Below are 17,946 nucleotides of genomic sequence, written 5' to 3' on the forward strand. Positions count from 1 at the left end.
GAATGACGACGAAAAACCTTCTGGTTGAATTGTTTGTGGAAGAGCTGCCGCCCAAGGCGCTCAAGAAATTGGGCGATGCGTTTGCAGGGGTGCTGCTGGAGCAGCTTAAAGGCCAGGGACTGGCCACGGCAGAGGCCGTGCTGACTTCTTTTGCATCGCCACGCCGGCTGGCTGCACACATCACGGCCGTTGCTGCGCAGGCCGCTGACAAAGCGGTGTCGCAAAAACTCATGCCGGTGACGGTGGGCCTGGATGCTTCGGGCACCGCCACGCCTGCGCTTTTAAAGAAGCTGCAGGCGCTGGGCGCCGATGCCTCTGCCGTGGCCAGCCTCAAGCGTGCGCCGGATGGCAAGGCCGAGGCGCTGTTTTACGATAGCACCGTCAAGGGCGCGACCTTGGTTGAAGGCCTGCAAAAAGCCCTGCTGGAGGCTATTCGCCTGCTGCCCATCCCCAAAGTGATGACTTACCAGCTGGAAAGCAATTGCGAACTGCCGGGCTGGAGCAGTGTGAGCTTCGTGCGCCCCGCGCATGGCCTGGTGGCTTTGCATGGCAGCGAGGTGGTGCCGGTTGAGGCGCTGGGCCTGAAGGCCGGCAACGTGACGCACGGCCACCGTTTTGAAGCATCGGTCGATCCGGTGGTTTTGAAAGATGCCGACAGCTACGCGCAGGCGCTGCAACAAGACGGTGCCGTGATTGCCAGCTTTGCCGAGCGCAAGGCCGAGATCGCCCGCCAACTGGCGGCGGCCGCCGCCAAAGTCGGCGGCGGGGCGAAAGCCATTGAAGACGACGCCCTGCTGGACGAAGTGACGGCTTTGGTCGAACGTCCCCATGTGCTGGTCTGCGAATTCGAGAAGGAATTTCTCGAAGTGCCGCAGGAATGCCTGATTCTTACGATGAAGGCCAACCAGAAGTACTTTCCGCTGTTGGACTCCTCAGGCAAGCTGACTAACAAGTTCCTCGTGGTCAGCAACATCAGCCCCGAAGACGCCAGCGCCGTGATCGGCGGTAACGAGCGTGTGGTGCGCCCGCGTCTGGCCGATGCCAAATTTTTCTTTGACCAGGACCGCAAGAAGACGCTTGAATCACGCGTAAGTGGCTTGGGCAAAGTCACTTACCACAACAAACTTGGCAGCCAGAACGAGCGGATGTTGCGTGTCAAGGCGATCACCGAATGGGTTGCTGAGCGCATTGGCGCAGATGTTGATCTGGCTGGAAGGGCAGCTTTTCTTGCAAAAGCCGACCTGCTGACCGACATGGTGGGCGAATTTCCAGAGCTGCAAGGCGTCATGGGTGGCTATTACGCAAGGCATGACGGCGAGAACGCGCTGGTTGCAGAAGCCATTGAAGACCAGTACTTACTGCAGCGCGACCACACAGACGCTGCCAGTCTCGTTTCTGTTGCACTCGATATTGCAGATCGGGCCGAGACGCTCGTGGGAATCTGGGGTATTGGCCTGAAACCGACGGGCGAGAAAGATCCGTACGCCTTGCGGCGCCACGCCCTCACATTAATCAATCGTTTCGAACTCCTGAGCTTGGCGGCGTTTCTCGGCGACGGAAATTTCAAGTTGCATTTGCTCGAACTGCTTGAATATGCGCTGCGTCAGTTTCCAGCTGGTTTGCTGGGTCAGCAAACGCTTGTAGAACTGACCGAGTTCATCTACGACCGTTTCCACAACCGCTTGGTTGGGCTTGGAGGCCACCGCGTTGAAATTGTCGATGCTGTGGTGTCACAGCGTCCGCCCTTGCACGAAATTGTGAGGCGTATTCAAGCAGTTGCGGACTTCGCTGCTCTGTCCGAAGCGCCGGCGCTGGCCGCCGCCAACAAGCGCGTCGGCAATATTCTCAAGAAGGTCGAAGGCACGGTTGAGGCGAAGATCAATCCGGCATTGCTGCAAGAGCCCGCTGAAAAGTCGCTGGCCGAAGCACTGCAGTCCGTCGCGCCCAAGGCCGATGCGGCCTTCGCTGCGGGTGACTACGCCGTTTCACTGCAGGCGCTGGCTGCGCTCAAAGCTCCCGTCGATGAATTCTTCGACAAGGTCATGGTCAATGCTGATGATCTAAAACTGCGCGCCAACCGCCTTGGGTTGCTGGCCACGCTGCACCAAGCCATGAACCGCGTCGCCGATCTGTCCAAATTGGCGGCGTAAGCCACCAGCGTTAAAGTCTGAGCCAAACACCATGAAACTCGTCATCCTCGACCGCGACGGCACCATCAACAGCGACAGCGACGATTTCGTCAAGACGCCGGACGAATGGATGCCGCTGCCTGGGGCGCTGGAAGCCATTGCGCGGCTCAACCATGCGGGCTGGCATGTGGTGATCGCGTCCAACCAGTCGGGCTTGGGGCGCGGGCTGTTTGACGTGGCTTCGCTCAATGCCATGCACGCCAAGATGCACAAGATGCTGGCCGCCGTGGGCGGGCGGGTCGATGCGGTGTTTTACTGCCCGCACAGCCCGGAAGAAAGCTGCAACTGCCGCAAGCCTTTGCCGGGGCTGTTCGAGCAGATTGGCGCACGCTTTGGGGTGCCGCTCAAAGGCGTGCCGACGGCCGGCGATTCGCTGCGCGACTTGCAGGCGGGCGTGACGGCGGGTTGCGAGCCGCATCTGGTGCTGACCGGCAAGTCAGCGCAGTACCGTGAAGGCGGCCGGCCGGCCGGCTTGCCCGAGGGCACGCGGCTGCACCAGGACTTGTCGGCGTTTGTGGACTTCATTTTGGAGCGCGGGGCCCAGCCATTGAAAGTGGCGATCTGAAGAAATTGCTATAAAAACAATAGCTTTCTTCGCATATTCCATCAGGGCGAGAGCCTTGAAAGATTAAACATTTATCCGAAGCTCCTGCCATGCCCCTGATCCGATCCATTTTGCACCTGCTCTGGATGACCATCACGGTGATTCCGTGGGCCATCTTTGTCATCATCGCTTCGCTCTTTGTCAGCAGCACCACCATGTACTGGATGTGTGCCGGCTGGCTGCGGGTGGCGGTGACTGGCGGCACGGTGATTCTGGGCATCAAGAACCGGGTGACGGGCATGGACAACCTGCCCACCGGCGAGACCAGCGCCGCGGTGCTGCTGGTCAAGCACCAGAGCACCTGGGAGACCTTCTGCATGCCCACGCTGATGCCGCATCCGCTGGCCTATGTGTTCAAAAAAGAGCTGCTGTACGTGCCGTTTTTTGGCTGGGCCATGGCGCGCATGGACATGATCCACATCGACCGCAGCCTGCGGGCGCAGGCTTTTAACAGGGTGGTCGCACAGGGCAAGCGCCTGATGAGCCAGGGCACCTGGGTCATCATGTTCCCCGAGGGCACGCGCATCCCGCGAGGTCAAAAAGGCGTCTACAAGTCCGGCGGCACGCGGCTGGCGATTGAAACCGGTGCGCCGGTGATCCCGATTGCGGTGACCTCGGCCAAGTGCTGGCCGCGCAAGGCCTTCATCAAAACCCCGGGCGTGGTGGATATTTCAATTGGCAAGCCGATTGACAGCACCGGCCGCCAGCCAGACGAGCTGATGCGCGAAGTCGAGGCCTGGATCGAGGCCGAGATGCGCCGGCTGGACCCCGAGGCCTATGCCCAGAGCAAGGGCAGTGAAGGGGCTACTTCCAGCGCCAACCCCGGCGCCCAGGCGTGAGAGGCCAGCACGCAGACACCCGCTGGCTCGCGCTAAACTGACATTATGCAAAGGCTTCTCCAGTTCACCCTTGACCTGTTTGAAGCAGCGCCTTTGCCTCCCATTGCGCCTTCGCCGCGCCCATCATCGGCCGATACGGCTGGGCGCGCCGAAGGCTCCAGAAAAAATAAGGCTCCAACCCTTGATGGTATTGCGCCAGCAGCTATTGAAACCATAGCGAATGACGCGCCTGTCGCAGAGTCCTTGCCCACCCAGACGCTGCAACAGGCGCTGGCGCCCGCCACGTCCCGCCACCCGCGGGCGACGCGCGAGGCCTTGCTCGACGACACGCGGGTGGCCTACGAGTTCCGGCGCGGCAAGCGCCGCACCATTGGCTTTTCGGTCGGGGCGGACGGGCTGACGGTCAGCGCGCCCAAGTGGGTGCCGCTGTATGAAATCGACAAGGCCGTGCAGGAGAAAGGCAACTGGATACTCAGGAAGCTGCAGGAAACCCGCGCGCGCCACGAGCGGCTGGAGTCCGCGCGCATCGAGTGGAAGGACGGTGCCACCCTGCCGTTTCTGGGCGAGTCGGTGATCGTGGTGCTGGATCCGCGCCATGCGTTTGGCGCGATTGGCGCCGAGCTCAAAAGCAGCGCTGCCGAGGCCGTGCTCAATACCGGCGCGGCGGTGCAAAACGACACGCTGCCCGGCATCCCGCGGCTGACCTTGCACGTGGGCCTGCCGCAGAGTGCGACGCCCCAGCAGATTCGCGATGCCGTGCAGGCCTGGCTGATGCGCCAGGCCAAGCGGATCTTCATCGAACGGCTGAACCACTTTGCACCGCACTTGAGCGTGCAGTGGCGCAAGCTGAGCCTGAGCAGTGCCGGCACGCGCTGGGGCAGCGCCAGCGCCGACGGCGCCATCCGCCTGAACTGGCGGCTGATCCATTTCAGGCAGTCCGTGATTGACTATGTGGTGGTTCACGAGCTGAGCCATCTGCGCGTGATGGACCACAGCCCGCGCTTCTGGGACACTGTGCGGGCGGTGGTGCCCGACTACGCCGAGCTGCGCGGGCAGCTCAAAGACGAGGCGATTCCGAAGTGGTAGGAAAAAGGGTTGCTTTTTGTGCTTAACTGTTAGTATTTGTAATGTGATAATAGTCGCAAAATAGATGATAGAAATGATAGTCAGCAGCTGAAAGATTTCACCATGCACGACCACCAGCCCATTCTTGTAGTTGAAGATAACCCGGATCACCTGGAGTTGACCGTGCTGACCCTGGAAGAGCAGGGCGTTGATGCCGAAATTGTGGTGGCACGCGACGGGGCCCAGGCGCTGGACTACCTGTTTGGCCAGGGCGCGCACGCGGGCCGCGACACGCATCTGCAGCCGGCCTTCATCCTGCTGGACTTGAAACTGCCCAAGCTGTCGGGCCTGGATGTGCTGCGCAGCGTGCGCAGCAACCCGCTGACGGCGCTGGTGCCGGTGGTCATGCTGACCTCTTCCAGCGAGCAGTCCGATATCATCGCCTGCTATAAAAGTGGCGCCAACGGATTTGTCCGCAAACCCGTTGACTTTGGTGAGTTCACCGAGAAGCTGAGCCGGGTGCTGGCCTATTGGCTGGGGGTGAACGAGTCGATCGCGACCGGCTGATTCAGGCTGATTCAGGCCGCGAGACAAGACCTGTCACGCCTGCTGCCAGGGCAAACGCCCCGTCGAGTTGTTCGCGGCAGTCACGCTGTCAGGAGGAAAATTTTGCGATGAAGGCCAGTAACACGCTGCGAACCCGACTCGTCATCCTGGTGGTGGCCGCGATTGTTCCCCTGTTCGGCCTGTCCATTTTCAAGGCCTTGCACAACGCCAATGCAGCGGTGGAGCGCGCGCTGGCCGATCTGCAGTTTGCCGCCTCGCTGGCCGCATCCAGCCAGCAGCGGGTGAGCGAAACGGCGCACCAGCTGCTGACGGCCATTGCCAATGCATCCGACATCCGGGATGGCAAGGCGGCACGCTGTGAGCATTACCTGGCTGAACTGAGGCGGCTGTTTCCGGTCTATGCCAACCTGGGCATTGTCGGGGCGGATGGCTATGTGCGCTGCCATGCGGTGGGCGGCAGCGGGCCTATGTACCTGGGCGATCGCGCCTACTTTCGCGAAGCCGTGGCCCGCCGCAGCTTTGTCGTCGGCGAGTACATCGTGGGGCGCTTGACGGGGAAAACTTCCATCACGTTTGCCTTGCCGGTGCTCGATGCGGACGGCCGCGTGGCCATGGTCGCCTATGCCTCGCTCGATCTGGCCGAGATGGCCAAGGCGGTCGCCGAGATTCAGATGCCACCCGGTGCCGCGCTAGGGATCTACGATCGCAATGGCACCTTGCTGGCGAGGAAGCCCGGCCTGCCTGTCCGGGTTGGGCAGAAGGCTGCCAGCCCGGTTCTGCAGGAAGCCGTGAAAACCATGAGTAAGGGGGTGCGCGAGGGCGTCGATGGCGCGGATGGCGCGGGCCAGCGCCGGCTGTGGGCATTCATGCCCAGCAGTCCGGTTCCGGACGCGGCGTTTTTCGTGGCGGTCAGCATTGACAGCGACCTGGTGGTGGGACCAGGCCAGCGCCAGTTGTTGCTGGAGTTGGCCATGCTGGCGCTGCTGGCTACGCTGGGGGGCTTGATTGCCTGGGAGATTGGCGGGCGCGCCATTGTGGAGCCCACGCGGCAGATTCTGCAGGCCACCCACCGGCTGACCAGTGGCGATCTGGATGTACGCATTCCAATCCGGTCGGCCGGTCACCGCGGCGAACTGGCCCGCATTGCCCACGGTTTCAACCTGATGGCCGCCTCGCTTCAGCAGCGTGAGAATGACCTGGAAACCGAGTTGGCACGCAGCCGGCAGGCTTACATCACGCTGGAACTGACGGTTAACAGCATGCAGGAAGGCTTGATGGCCGTGGACACTGCGGGGCGCCTCTTGCTGATCAATGAAGCGGCCTCCAGGCTGTTTCAGCTGGACCAGGCCCCGATGGTGCTGTCCAGCCAGTGGCCGCAGCGCCAGGGACTGTTTGTGCCCGGCACCGACACCTTGTATGCCTATGACGAATTGCCCCTGTACAAGGCCCTCCAGGGGGAAAGCGGCGGGCCGCAGCATATTCTGGTGCGCAACGACGTCGCGCCCTGGGGGCGCCTGATCAGTTCCAGTTACCGGCCCATGCACGGCAGCGAGGGCGTGATGGGCGCGCTGATGGTGTTTACCGACATCACGCAGCTGGAGCAACTGCAGATGGAGCAGGCCAAGAGCTATGCCGAGCTGCGCGAGACCCAGCGCAAGCTGCTGGACGCGCAGCGGCTGGGCCGTATCGGGAACTGGGAGTTTGATTTGCAGACCCAGCGGCTTTGGTGGTCGGACGAAGTCTACGAATTGTTTGGTCAGGCGCCCGGGACTTTCGACGGGCGTCATGAGACGCTGATAAAGATGATTCACCCGGACGACCGGGCCGGCTACGAGCAACGCCGTGCACGAGCCATTCGCGACGGCGAAGAGCTCGATATCGAGTACCGCATCATCACGCCGGCCGGTGATGTGCGATGGCTCCACCAGCTGGGCAAGCTGCATGTCAACGACGCCGGTCAAGCGGTTTACCGCACCGGCGTGGTGCAGGAGATTACGCAGCGCAAGCAGTCGGAGCTGGCGGTGGCGCACACCACCGACCTGCTGCACCGCACCGGCGAGATGGCCATGGTCGGCGGCTGGGAGGTGATTCTGGACGGCATGCGCACGACCAACTCGGAGCAGGTGTACCGGATTCACGACCTGGAGCCGGGGGCGCCGCTGGGACTGGACGACGCCATGAGCTTTTATGCGCCCGAGGCGCAGCCGGTGTTTCGTGCGGCGGTCCAGGCCGCGATTGAAAACGCGACGCCATGGGATCTGGAACTGCCGATGATTACCGCGATGGGCCGGTCCATCTGGGTGCGCACGCAGGGCCGGGCTTATCCGCAGGATGGCAAGGTGGTGCGGTTGGCCGGGGCCGTGCAGGACATCACCGCGCGCAAACGCTCGGAGCTGGCATTGATTGACAGTGAGCAGCGCTACGCCGCCCTGTTCGAAACCGCACCGGTCCCCATGTGGGTCTTTGACGCCGCCAACCAGCGCTTTTTGACGGTCAATCAGACGGCCGTCAACAATTACGGGTATTCGGCGCAGGAATTTTTGTCGATGACGCTGTTTGACATCCGCTCCGGGATTGAGCAGGCGCGCCTGCGGCAGCAGCTTGAAAATGATTTTTACGAAAGAAGAGGTCCCTGGCTGCACCGCCGCAAAGACGGCTCCGAGTTTCCGGTGGAGGTCGTGTCGCAGCCCATTCAGTATGCCGGGCGGGACGCGCGCTTTGTCGTGGCGCTGGATTTGACCGCCCAGATCAAGGCCGAGAAGGATGTGCAGGAGCATCTGTTTACCCTGCAGCGTGCCGCCGATGCGGCCCAGGCGATTACCTGGCACCAGACCGTGGAGGCCACGATGCAGGAGACTGCTGACCAGGCCCGCGGCGTGGTTGGCGCGCACCAGACGATGGTCAGCCTGGTCATCAATCAGGACTGGACGCGGGCCACCAGTGCGCTGTCCCTGTCGAAGAAATATACGAAATACCGCGACCTGATCAGCACCCCGGACGGCACCGGCATTGATGCCCTGGTGTGCGAGACCAACCGGCCCATGCGGCTGGCGCAGGCCGAACTGCAAGCGCATCCGCGCTGGCGCGGTTTTGGCGCGCATGCCGACCAGCACCCGCCCATGCGGGGCTGGCTGGCCGTTCCCCTGATGGGGCGTAACGGCAAGAACATTGGCTTGCTGCAACTGTCGGACAAGTATGAAGGCGAGTTCACGCTGGAGGATGAGTATGTGGCCATCGAGCTGGCCCAGTTGGCCTCGATTGCCATTGAAAACGCCAAGCTGTTCGAGCAGATCAACCAGCTCAATGCGGGGCTGGAGCAAAAAGTGGTGGAGCGCACCGCTGCGCTGACACGTCAGGAAGCGCTGTTCAGGGCGCTGGCCGAGCAGGCGCCACAGGTGGTCTGGACCGTCAATCCCAAAGGCCTGGTCACTTATCTGAACCGTGCCTGGTTTGACCTGGTGGGAGGGGGGGCCGCAGACTGGCTGGGCCTGAAATGGAAGTCAGTGGTTCATCCTGAAGATCTGCGCGTTATTGCCGCCAACTGGAGAGCGTCCTGCCGCAGCCACGCGCCTTATGAGGGCATCCGGCGTGTTCTTGGCAAGGACGGGGCCTATCACACCATGTCCTACAAGGCGTCGCCGGTGCTCGATGGGCAAGGCGAGGTGGCCTTCTGGGTGGGAATTGACGCGGACATCACGGAAATCAAGGCGATTGAAGCGGCCTTGCGCCTGTCCAACCAGGAGCTGGAGGCGTTCTCCTATTCCGTCTCGCACGACCTGCGTTCGCCCCTGAACACCATTGACGGCTTCAGCCGCCTGCTGGCCAAGCAACTCGACGCCAGCAGCAGTGAAAAAGTGCAGCACTACCTGTCGCGCATCCAGTCCGGGGTGGCGCAGATGGGGCGCTTGATTGAAGACCTGTTGTCGCTGGCGCAGGTCTCGCGCGTACAACTGCGTTATGAAAGCGTCGATCTGAGCGCTCTTGCGCGCGACATACTCGGGGAATGGCAGGCGCGCCACCCGGAGCGCCAGGCGAGCATCCATATAGATCCCGGCCTTCAGGTCCAGGGCGACGGACGGCTGATACGGGTGGTCATGGAAAATCTGCTGGGCAACGCCTGGAAATTCACATCCCGCCAAGACCGTGCCGACATTCATGTGGGGCAAAAATCCGATGCGGCAGGGATGCCGGTATTTTTCGTGCAGGACAACGGTGCCGGTTTTGACATGGCCTATGCCGACAAGCTGTTCAACGCTTTCCAGCGCTTGCATGCGGTGTCAGAATTTCCCGGCTCAGGGGTGGGGCTGGCTTCCGTCAGCCGTGTCATTAAACGCCACGGCGGCCGTGTATGGGCGCAAGCGGAGCCGGATCAAGGGGCTACTTTCTTCTTTACCTTGCCGAAGCCCGCCATGCCGCAGTAACAGGCCTGATTTAGGCAAAACGGCTGTCTGAAGAACTGGATTAATTTCGATAAAAGTAATAAAAGTAACTAAAATGTTAAAAATTCCAACTTCAATGCATTGCGGTGCCAATTATGTCGCGTGAGCCCAAAACCTTTGAGGCTGCCATCACGGCGGCGGATTTTTCCAGTGATGACTATTGCGGCACCAGCTATGCGGCCAAGCTGCTGAGCCTGTCAGTGGCCACGGTGCAATCGCTGGTGGAAAAGGGCGAAATCGAGGCCTGGAAAACACTGGGCGGGCATCGCCGGATCTCGCTGCATTCCATCAATCAGTACCTGGCGAAAAACAGCCCGCAGCTGGCACGGGTGGACACCGACCCCAAGCACCGCTTGCGGGTGCTGCTGGTGGAAGATGATGAAAACACCCGGGAGTTGTACAAGAGCCATTTTGAGGACTGGGATTTGCCGGTGGACTGCACCTGGATGTCCTCGGCGCTTGAAGCCCTGATGGATATCGCCAGCATGCAGCCGGACCTGCTGATCACCGACCTGTCCATGCCCGGCGTGGATGGCATCGAAATGCTGAAGGCGCTCCAGCGCAACCAGCAATTGGCGGCCATGCAGATCATCGTCATCAGCGGGGTGCCGGCACAGGCCATTGCGGACCGGGGCGGGTTGCCGGAGCATGCGCAATTGCTCCAAAAGCCGATCAACTTTGACTGGTTGCATGGTTATGTCACGGCGCTTGTAACCGCCAACCGCAAATGGCGCTCATGACCCGGCGGTGAATCTTGAACTCGCTTGAGCTGGCCAACGAAGGTATCCTGATACTCGACGACGCGTGCCAGATTACCGCGGCAAACAGCCGTGCACAGGTGATTTTGCGCAGCACGCTGCCCAGCCTGACAGGCGCTGACTTCTGGGACGTGGTTTCAGAAGATGTCGCCAAGCAGCACCAGCGTCCGACCAGCAAGGCGCTCAAATCCTCTTCCAGCCATGTGTTTGTGGCCTACCACCGGTTTGAAGATGGCTGGGTGGAGTACCACTTCCGAAGGCAGCCTTCGGGTTGTGTCGTCAACGTGAGGGACGTCAGCGACACCTACCAAACCTTGCGGCTGCTCGACCAGAGCGAGCGTTGCAACCAGATGCTTTTTGATGTCAATCCCAATGCAATGTGGATTTTCGACAGCAGCACGCTGCGCATTCTGGCTGCCAACCAGGCGGCGGTGCTGTTTTACGGCATCCCGCACAATGCTTTTCTGGAGCTGTCGCTAGGGGCGCTGTTTCCAGATGCGCAAGAGGCCGCACAGTTCAGCGAGCCGCCGGCGGCGGGCGATATCGGCCGGGAGTTCGCGCTGTCGATGCGGCTTTGCAAGCAGAAAAAAATGGATGGCCAGATTGTTCTGGTGGAGCTGGCCGGTGGGCGGGTGGAGTGGAAGGGCTATCCGGCCGTACTGGTCAGCCTGGCCGATGTCACCGGGCGCCATCTGGCGGACGCCAACTTGCGGCGGCTCAATGCGGAGCTCGAGCAGCAGGTGGAGCAGTCCACCCGGGAGCAGCAGCGCACCAGCCGGGACCTGGAGGCCTTTACCTATGCGATGTCCAACGACCTCAAAGCACCCCTGCACGTGGTCAATGGCTTTGCCAAAACACTGGCGGAAAAGTATGCGGCGGTGCTGGACCGGCAGGGCCTGCACTACCTGGAGCGGATACAGGTCAGCACCCGGCAGCTGGCCAAGCTGGTTGAAGATTTGCTGGTCTTGACGCAGATCCCGCGCATGGCCATGACCCCGGAGCTGGTTGACCTGGCTCCGGTTTGCAACTGGCTGATGGACGAGCTGCGCAAACGCACGCCCGAGCGGGAGGTGGCGCTGGAGATGGAGCCCCAACTGCTGGTGACGGGCGACAAGAGCCTGCTGGTCACGGCACTGACCTGCCTGCTGGACAACGCCTGGAAATTCACCGCGAAGAAGCCGCAGGGCTGGATCAAGGTGGGGCTGATGGCGGGCCAGACGCCCGATGAGCGGGTGCTGTTTGTGTCGGATAACGGCGCCGGTTTTGACCCGGCTTATGCCGGCAAGCTGTTCACGGCTTTCCAGCGCCTGCACTCCTCGGCGGACTTCCCGGGCAATGGGCTGGGCCTGGCCCTGGTGAAGCGGATCGCGAGCCGGCACCAGGGCGAGGTGTGGGCTGACAGCACCGAAAACTCGGGCGCCAGTTTTTTCATGTCGCTGTCCCAAAAGCTGCCGCAAGCGCAGCCGGAAGTGCCGGAAGTTCCGGAGGTGCCGTAAGGCGGGTTCGCGTCAGGCCGGGCAGAACCGGTAAATGCCGTCAGAGTCCAGGGTGCGCCGCAGGCGCCCCTCGAACCAGAGGGCATGCAGATGGGCCACCGACTCGCCCATGGCAAACGTGGTCTGGTGCAGGTCCAGCTTGCGCTTGAACATGACGGGCAGTATGTCGGCGGCGCTGCAGGGGCTGGCTGCGCAGGCCTGCATGACTTCGGCGAGACGGTCGCGGTGGTGGTCCTGCAGCTGGTCAATGCGGGTGTGCAGGCCCTGAAAGGGTTTTCCGTGGGAGGGCAGGGTCAGGGTGGCGGTGTCCAGCGACCTGAATTTGTCAAGGGATTGCAGGAACAGCGCCAGCGGGTTTGACTCGGGCTCCATGTCGTAGACGCTGACATTGGTGGAGATGCGGGGCAGCACCATGTCGCCGCTGATCAGGACGCCGCCCGCCCGCCCGGTCGCCCCAGGCTCCGCGGCGCCCCACGCGATGTCGGGGCAGTACAGGGCGATATGTTCCGGCGCGTGGCCAAAGCCGCTGATGCAGACCCAGTCGCGCCCGCCAATGCGGATGCGCTGCCCATCCATCATGCGGTGAAAGCTGCGCGGCACATCGGGCACCATGCTGGGGTAGTAATTGGCGCGGCCCCTGATTTTCTCGACCGACTCCGGGTCGGTCAGGCCGTGCGAGGCAAAAAAACGGGCGGCACTGTCGCCGCCAAAGCCGGTGGTGCTTTGCGAGCCGATGCGTGCCGAGTTGTAGTCGGTGGCGCTGATCCACAGGCGGCAAGTCCATGGCGCCCCCACGCTCCGCCGCTGCGCGGATTGCTGCCCCCCGAGGGGGCCGGGCCCGCCTGGAGGCGGCTCGTCGGCGGGCCCCGCAGGAGATGACCAGCGCTCGCACAGCCAGTGCGCCAGGCCGATGTGGTCGGGGTGCATGTGGGTGACGATGACGCGCAGGATGGGCAGGCCCTCCAGCTGGCTGGCGAAAATCGCTTCCCACTGGCTTTTGGCTTCGTCTTTGGCAATGCAGCAATCCACCACCGTCCAGCCGGCCCGGCCATCGATCTCGTCGCGCAGCAGCCACAAATTGATGTGATCGAGTGCAAACGGCAGCGCCATGCGTATCCATTTGATGCCCGGGGCCACCTCCAGCGTGGCGCCGGGTGCCGGCAGGGTGTCGCCAAAGGGGTAGTCCAGCTGCTGTTCGAGTAAGTTCATGTAGTATTGCCGGTATATTTGACGTTTACGTAAACGTCATATGTAATCGCATTGCATTGTAGGGACGACTCACATCCGGTGCTGTCGCCTGTGTTTGCACCTGACCCCTCATCATGGCTACTACCTACACCATCAGCGACCTGGCAAAAGAGTTTGACCTGACGACCCGCGCCATGCGCTTTTATGAAGACATGGGTTTGCTGCAGCCCAAGCGTGAAGGGCCGGGCGGGCGCAACCGGATCTACACAGCGCGTGACCGCACACGGCTCAAGCTGACCTTGCGCGCCAAGCGGCTGGGCCTGAGCCTGTCCGAGGCCAAGGAGATCATTGACTCCTACGAGAGCCCGCGCGATACCGCACCGCAGCTGAAAAAATTCCTGGTCATCCTGGCCGGCCACCGCAAGCAGCTGGAAGAGCAGATGGCCGATCTGCAGGCTAATCTGGATGAAATCAAGGTTCATGAAAAGGAAGCCCGTGCGCTGCTGCAAAAAGGGGAAAAGTCGAAATCCGGCGCGCAATAAACCCCCTGAGAACCCGGGCCGGCTTGTGGCAAAGGCTGCATGCCCTGGTAAAAATAGTCCATAATTGACGTTTACGTAAACGTCAATTAAAGAGTGCCCGCGCCATGGATGCATCCGTCACGCCGTCTGAACTGTTTCAGCGCATCGAAGCCAGCTTTGCCCGGCAGGGGATGATGCAGCATCTGGGCGCGCGCCTGGTGCGGGTCGAGCCGGGTCTGTGCGAAGTGGCCTTGCCTTACTCGGAGCGCGTCACGCAGCAGCAGGGCGGCTTTCATGGCGGCGCCATGGGGGCTTTGGCGGACATCGCCGGGGGCTACGCCGCACTGACCGTCGCGCCCGAAGGCATGGAGGTGACGACGGTGGAGTACAAGATCAACTTCCTGGCCGCATTCCAGGGCGGTGAACTGCGTGCGACGGGCCGTGTGACGAAAGCGGGCAAGCGCATCATTGTCGCGACGGCTGAAGTCGCGCATGTGGACGCCAGCGGCAAGCTCAGTGCCTGCGCGCTGATGCAGCAGACGCTGGTGCCCGTGCCCAAAACCTATTGAAATCACCTCATCACCGATCAAGGAGACAGACCATGAACATGCCAGGACTCAACTTCCAGCTGGGCGAAGACATCGATGCCCTGCGCGATGCCGTGTATGACTTTGCCCAGGCCGAAATTGCGCCGCGCGCGGCTGAACTCGACCGCTCAGACCAGTTCCCCATGGATTTGTGGCGAAAAATGGGGGACCTCGGCGTGCTGGGGATTACCGTGAGCGAGGAGTACGGCGGCGCCGGCATGGGCTATCTGGCCCACATGATCGCCATGGAAGAAATCAGCCGCGCCAGCGCATCCGTGGGCCTGTCGTATGGCGCGCACAGCAACCTGTGCGTGAATCAGATCAAGCGCAACGGCAACGAAGCGCAGCGCAAAAAGTACTTGCCCAAGCTGATTTCGGGCGAGCATGTGGGGGCGCTGGCCATGAGCGAGCCCGGTGCGGGCAGCGACGTGATCAGCATGAAGCTCAAGGCCGAAGACAAGGGAGGCTACTACCTGCTCAACGGCAACAAGATGTGGATCACCAACGGCCCCGACGCCGACACGCTGGTGGTCTACGCCAAAACCGAGCCTGAGCTGGGTGCCCGCGGCGTCACGGCCTTCCTGATTGAAAAGGGCATGAAGGGTTTTTCCATTGCGCAAAAACTCGACAAGCTGGGCATGCGCGGCAGCCACACCGGCGAACTCGTATTCCAGAACGTGGAAGTGCCCGCCCAGAACATCCTGGGCGGCCTGAACGGTGGCGCCAAGGTGCTGATGAGCGGTCTCGACTATGAGCGCGCCGTGCTCTCGGCCGGCCCTATCGGCATCATGCAGTCGGTGATGGACAACGTCGTGCCCTACATTCACGACCGCAAGCAGTTTGGCACCAGCATCGGCGAGTTCCAGCTGATCCAGGGCAAGGTGGCCGACATGTACACCGTGCTGCAGGCCGGCCGCGCCTTTTGCTACACCGTGGGTAAAAACCTGGACATGCTGGGCAGCGAGCATGTGCGCCAGGTGCGTAAGGATTGCGCCTCCGTCATTCTCTGGTGCGCTGAAAAGGCCACCTGGATGGCCGGCGAAGGCGTGCAGATCTTCGGTGGCAACGGCTACATCAACGACTATCCGCTGGGTCGCCTCTGGCGCGATGCCAAACTCTATGAAATCGGCGCCGGCACCAGTGAAATCCGCCGCATGCTGATAGGACGGGAATTGTTCGCGGAGACGATGTAAACGCATCGGCAAGCCACAATAGCGTTTATGACCTCTTCTATCCAGGACCTCTTCACCCACAACCGCAACTGGGCCGCGCAAATGGAGCGCGAGCGGCCGGGCTTTTTCACCAGCCTGATCAAGCAGCAAAAGCCCAAGTACATGTGGATTGGCTGCTCCGACAGCCGCGTGCCGGCCAACCAGATCACCGGGCTGGAGCCGGGCGAGGTGTTCGTGCACCGCAACGTGGCCAACATCGTGGTGCACTCCGACCTCAACGCGCTCTCGGCGATCCAGTTCGCGGTGGAGATGCTCAAGGTGGAGCACATCATGGTGGTCGGCCACTACGGCTGCAGCGGCGTGCAGGCGGGGCTGGAAGGCACGCGCATCGGCCTGGCCGACAACTGGATACGCCACATCCAGGACGTGCGCGATCGGCACCGCGGGCTGCTCGAGCGCCTGCCCGAGGCGCAGCGCGCCGACGCGTTGTGCGACCTCAACGTGATCGAGCAGGTGGTCAACGTCTGCGTCAGCACCGTGATGGTCGATGCCTGGGCCAAAGGTCAGAAGGTCAGCATCCACGGCTGGGCCTTCGGCGTACACGACGGCCTGTTGCAGGACCTGCAGATGACCGTGGCCAGCACCGACTCGATCGAGCCGCTGTACCGTGCTGCCATCGAGGGCGTGATCGCCGCGAGGAGCTAGGCCGTGTTCCCGCAGCGCCTCGATTCGCCGCATGCCTATGACATCGCCAAGGCGATGATGGATGGCTTCAACCGGCATTACCGCCTGTTTCGCACTGAATCCGCGCGCGCCAAGCACCGTTTTGAGACCGCCGACTGGCACGGCCAGCAGCGCGCCCAGCGCGAGCGCATCGAGTTCTACGACCTGCGTGTCAAGGAATGCGTGATGAGGCTCGACAAGGAGTTCAAGGCCGGCGAGCAGCCCATGGACGTCTGGCAGCAGATCAAGCTGCACTACATCGGGCTGCTGGTCAATCACCACCAGCCCGAGCTGGCCGAGACCTTTTTCAATTCGGTGACCTGCAAGATCCTGCACCGCACGCATTTCCACAACGACTTCATCTTCGTGCGCCCGGCCGTCAGCACCGAGTACATCGAGAACGACGAACCCGCGGCCAGGCCGACCTATCGCTCCTACTACCCGACGCGTGAGACCATGCACGAGACCATCGTGCGCATCATCAACAACTTCCAGCTGCAGCGCGAATTCGAGGACCTGCCGCGCGACGCCGCTTATGTGTTCGATGCCATGAGCGGACGGCTGGCCCAGGTCAAGCTGCGCGCCAATTTCCAGATTCAGGTGCTGTCGGGCCTGTTCTTTCGCAACAAGGGCGCCTACGTGGTCGGCAAGATCATCAACGGCTTCAACGAGATGCCGTTTGCGCTGCCGTTGCTGCATGGCAAGAGCGACAAGCTCGTGATTGACGCTGCGCTGTTCGGCGAGGATGATCTGCAGATGCTGTTCAGTTTTGCCCGGGCCTACTTCATGGTCGACATGGAGATTCCCTCGGCTTACGTGCAGTTCCTGCGCTCGCTGATGCCGCGCAAGCCGCGCGCGGAAATCTACAACGCGCTGGGGCTGGCCAAGCAGGGCAAGACCTTGTTCTACCGAGACTTCCTCTACCACCTCAAGCACTCGAGCGACCGCTTTCGCATCGCGCCCGGCATCAAGGGCATGGTGATGCTGGTGTTCGACCTGCCCTCGTTTCCGTACGTGTTCAAGCTGATCAAGGACTACTATCCGCCGCAGAAGGACACCACGCGCGAGCAGATCAAGGGCAAGTACCTGCTGGTCAAGCAGCACGACCGCGTGGGCCGCATGGCCGACACGCTGGAGTACAGCGAGGTGGCCTTCCAGCGCGAGCGCTTCGAGGACGAGTTGATCGCCGAAATCCAGAAGTTCGCGCCCAGCCAGCTCGAGATCAGCGACCGGGACGGCGACGGCCATGAAGAGGTGATCATCAAGCACCTCTACATCGAGCGGCGCATGATCCCGCTGAACATCTACCTGCAGGAGGCGTTCGACACGGGCCTGGACGACCCGCGCGCGCGCGACCAGATCGAGCGCGGCGTCATCGAATACGGCAACGCGATCAAGGACCTGGTGGCCGCCAACATCTTCCCCGGCGACATGCTCTGGAAGAACTTCGGCGTCACGCGCAACGGCAAGGTGGTGTTTTACGACTACGACGAGATCGAGTACATCACCGACTGCAATTTCCGCCGCGTGCCCGAGCCGCGCACCGAGGAAGACGAGATGTCGGGCGAGGTCTGGTACAGCGTCGGTGCGAAAGACGTGTTCCCGGAAACCTTCGCCCCGTTCCTGCTGGGCAACACCGTGGTGCGTGAGGTCTTCATGAAGCACCATGGTGATCTGCTCGACGCCGCTTTTTGGCAAAGCCACAAGGAACGCATCCAGGCCGGCCATGTCCACGATGTGTTTCCCTATGAGCGTGAAAAGCGCTTTGTGCGTCGCTACGCCAAGGACAAGGTCTGAA

14 protein-coding genes are annotated in these 17,946 nt (G+C 61.9%); 13 read left to right on the forward strand and 1 reads right to left on the reverse strand.

The window, feature by feature from the left end; translation table 11 throughout:
* The first annotated feature begins 2 nt into the window (after positions 1–2).
* From glyS to V6M61_RS05055, 8 genes are all read left to right on the forward strand, one after another.
* The gene (gene glyS, locus V6M61_RS05020) at positions 3–2,150 is read left to right on the forward strand and encodes a glycine--tRNA ligase subunit beta (RefSeq protein WP_332775465.1); all 2,148 of its coding nucleotides are present in this window, start codon (positions 3–5) and stop codon (positions 2,148–2,150) included.
* Positions 2,151–2,181: 31 nt separating this feature from the next.
* On the forward strand, positions 2,182–2,754 hold the full coding sequence (gmhB, locus tag V6M61_RS05025; protein ID WP_332775466.1) for a D-glycero-beta-D-manno-heptose 1,7-bisphosphate 7-phosphatase: 573 nt from the start codon (positions 2,182–2,184) through the stop codon (positions 2,752–2,754).
* Between the two features lie 89 nt (positions 2,755–2,843).
* Positions 2,844–3,632, forward strand: a complete 789-nt coding sequence (locus V6M61_RS05030; RefSeq protein WP_332775467.1) for a lysophospholipid acyltransferase family protein — start codon at positions 2,844–2,846, stop codon at positions 3,630–3,632.
* 45 nt (positions 3,633–3,677) lie between these two features.
* Entirely contained in the window at positions 3,678–4,718 is a 1,041-nt protein-coding gene (locus tag V6M61_RS05035; RefSeq protein ID WP_332775468.1) for a M48 family metallopeptidase, read from the forward strand.
* Positions 4,719–4,820: 102 nt separating this feature from the next.
* On the forward strand, positions 4,821–5,264 hold the full coding sequence (locus V6M61_RS05040; RefSeq protein WP_332775469.1) for a response regulator: 444 nt from the start codon (positions 4,821–4,823) through the stop codon (positions 5,262–5,264).
* A 107-nt stretch (positions 5,265–5,371) separates the two neighbouring features.
* The gene (locus tag V6M61_RS05045) at positions 5,372–9,685 is read left to right on the forward strand and encodes a PAS domain S-box protein (protein ID WP_332775470.1); all 4,314 of its coding nucleotides are present in this window, start codon (positions 5,372–5,374) and stop codon (positions 9,683–9,685) included.
* Positions 9,686–9,798: 113 nt separating this feature from the next.
* The gene (locus V6M61_RS05050; protein ID WP_332775471.1) at positions 9,799–10,443 is read left to right on the forward strand and encodes a response regulator; all 645 of its coding nucleotides are present in this window, start codon (positions 9,799–9,801) and stop codon (positions 10,441–10,443) included.
* Between the two features lie 14 nt (positions 10,444–10,457).
* Positions 10,458–11,957: an ATP-binding protein gene (locus V6M61_RS05055; protein ID WP_332775472.1), complete on the forward strand. Its 1,500-nt coding sequence runs from the start codon at positions 10,458–10,460 to the stop codon at positions 11,955–11,957.
* 12 nt (positions 11,958–11,969) lie between these two features.
* Here the strand turns inward: V6M61_RS05055 and V6M61_RS05060 are convergent, their stop codons facing one another.
* A complete protein-coding gene (locus V6M61_RS05060; RefSeq protein WP_332775473.1) occupies positions 11,970–13,166 on the reverse strand; it encodes an MBL fold metallo-hydrolase in 1,197 nt (398 codons plus the stop codon).
* A 113-nt stretch (positions 13,167–13,279) separates the two neighbouring features.
* On the opposite strand from V6M61_RS05060, the gene V6M61_RS05065 reads away from it, so the two are divergent.
* From V6M61_RS05065 to aceK, 5 genes are all read left to right on the forward strand, one after another.
* Entirely contained in the window at positions 13,280–13,687 is a 408-nt protein-coding gene (locus V6M61_RS05065) for a MerR family transcriptional regulator (RefSeq protein WP_332775474.1), read from the forward strand.
* Positions 13,688–13,791: 104 nt separating this feature from the next.
* Entirely contained in the window at positions 13,792–14,235 is a 444-nt protein-coding gene (locus V6M61_RS05070; protein ID WP_332775475.1) for a PaaI family thioesterase, read from the forward strand.
* Between the two features lie 32 nt (positions 14,236–14,267).
* On the forward strand, positions 14,268–15,446 hold the full coding sequence (locus tag V6M61_RS05075) for an isovaleryl-CoA dehydrogenase (protein ID WP_332775476.1): 1,179 nt from the start codon (positions 14,268–14,270) through the stop codon (positions 15,444–15,446).
* 27 nt (positions 15,447–15,473) lie between these two features.
* Positions 15,474–16,130: a carbonate dehydratase gene (gene can, locus V6M61_RS05080; RefSeq protein WP_332775477.1), complete on the forward strand. Its 657-nt coding sequence runs from the start codon at positions 15,474–15,476 to the stop codon at positions 16,128–16,130.
* Between the two features lie 3 nt (positions 16,131–16,133).
* Positions 16,134–17,945, forward strand: a complete 1,812-nt coding sequence (gene aceK / locus V6M61_RS05085) for a bifunctional isocitrate dehydrogenase kinase/phosphatase (protein ID WP_332775478.1) — start codon at positions 16,134–16,136, stop codon at positions 17,943–17,945.
* Position 17,946 lies beyond the last annotated feature (1 nt).

This window comes from Polaromonas sp. (assembly GCF_036676035.1).
In the GTDB taxonomy this organism is placed as follows: Bacteria; Pseudomonadota; Gammaproteobacteria; order Burkholderiales; family Burkholderiaceae_C; genus Polaromonas.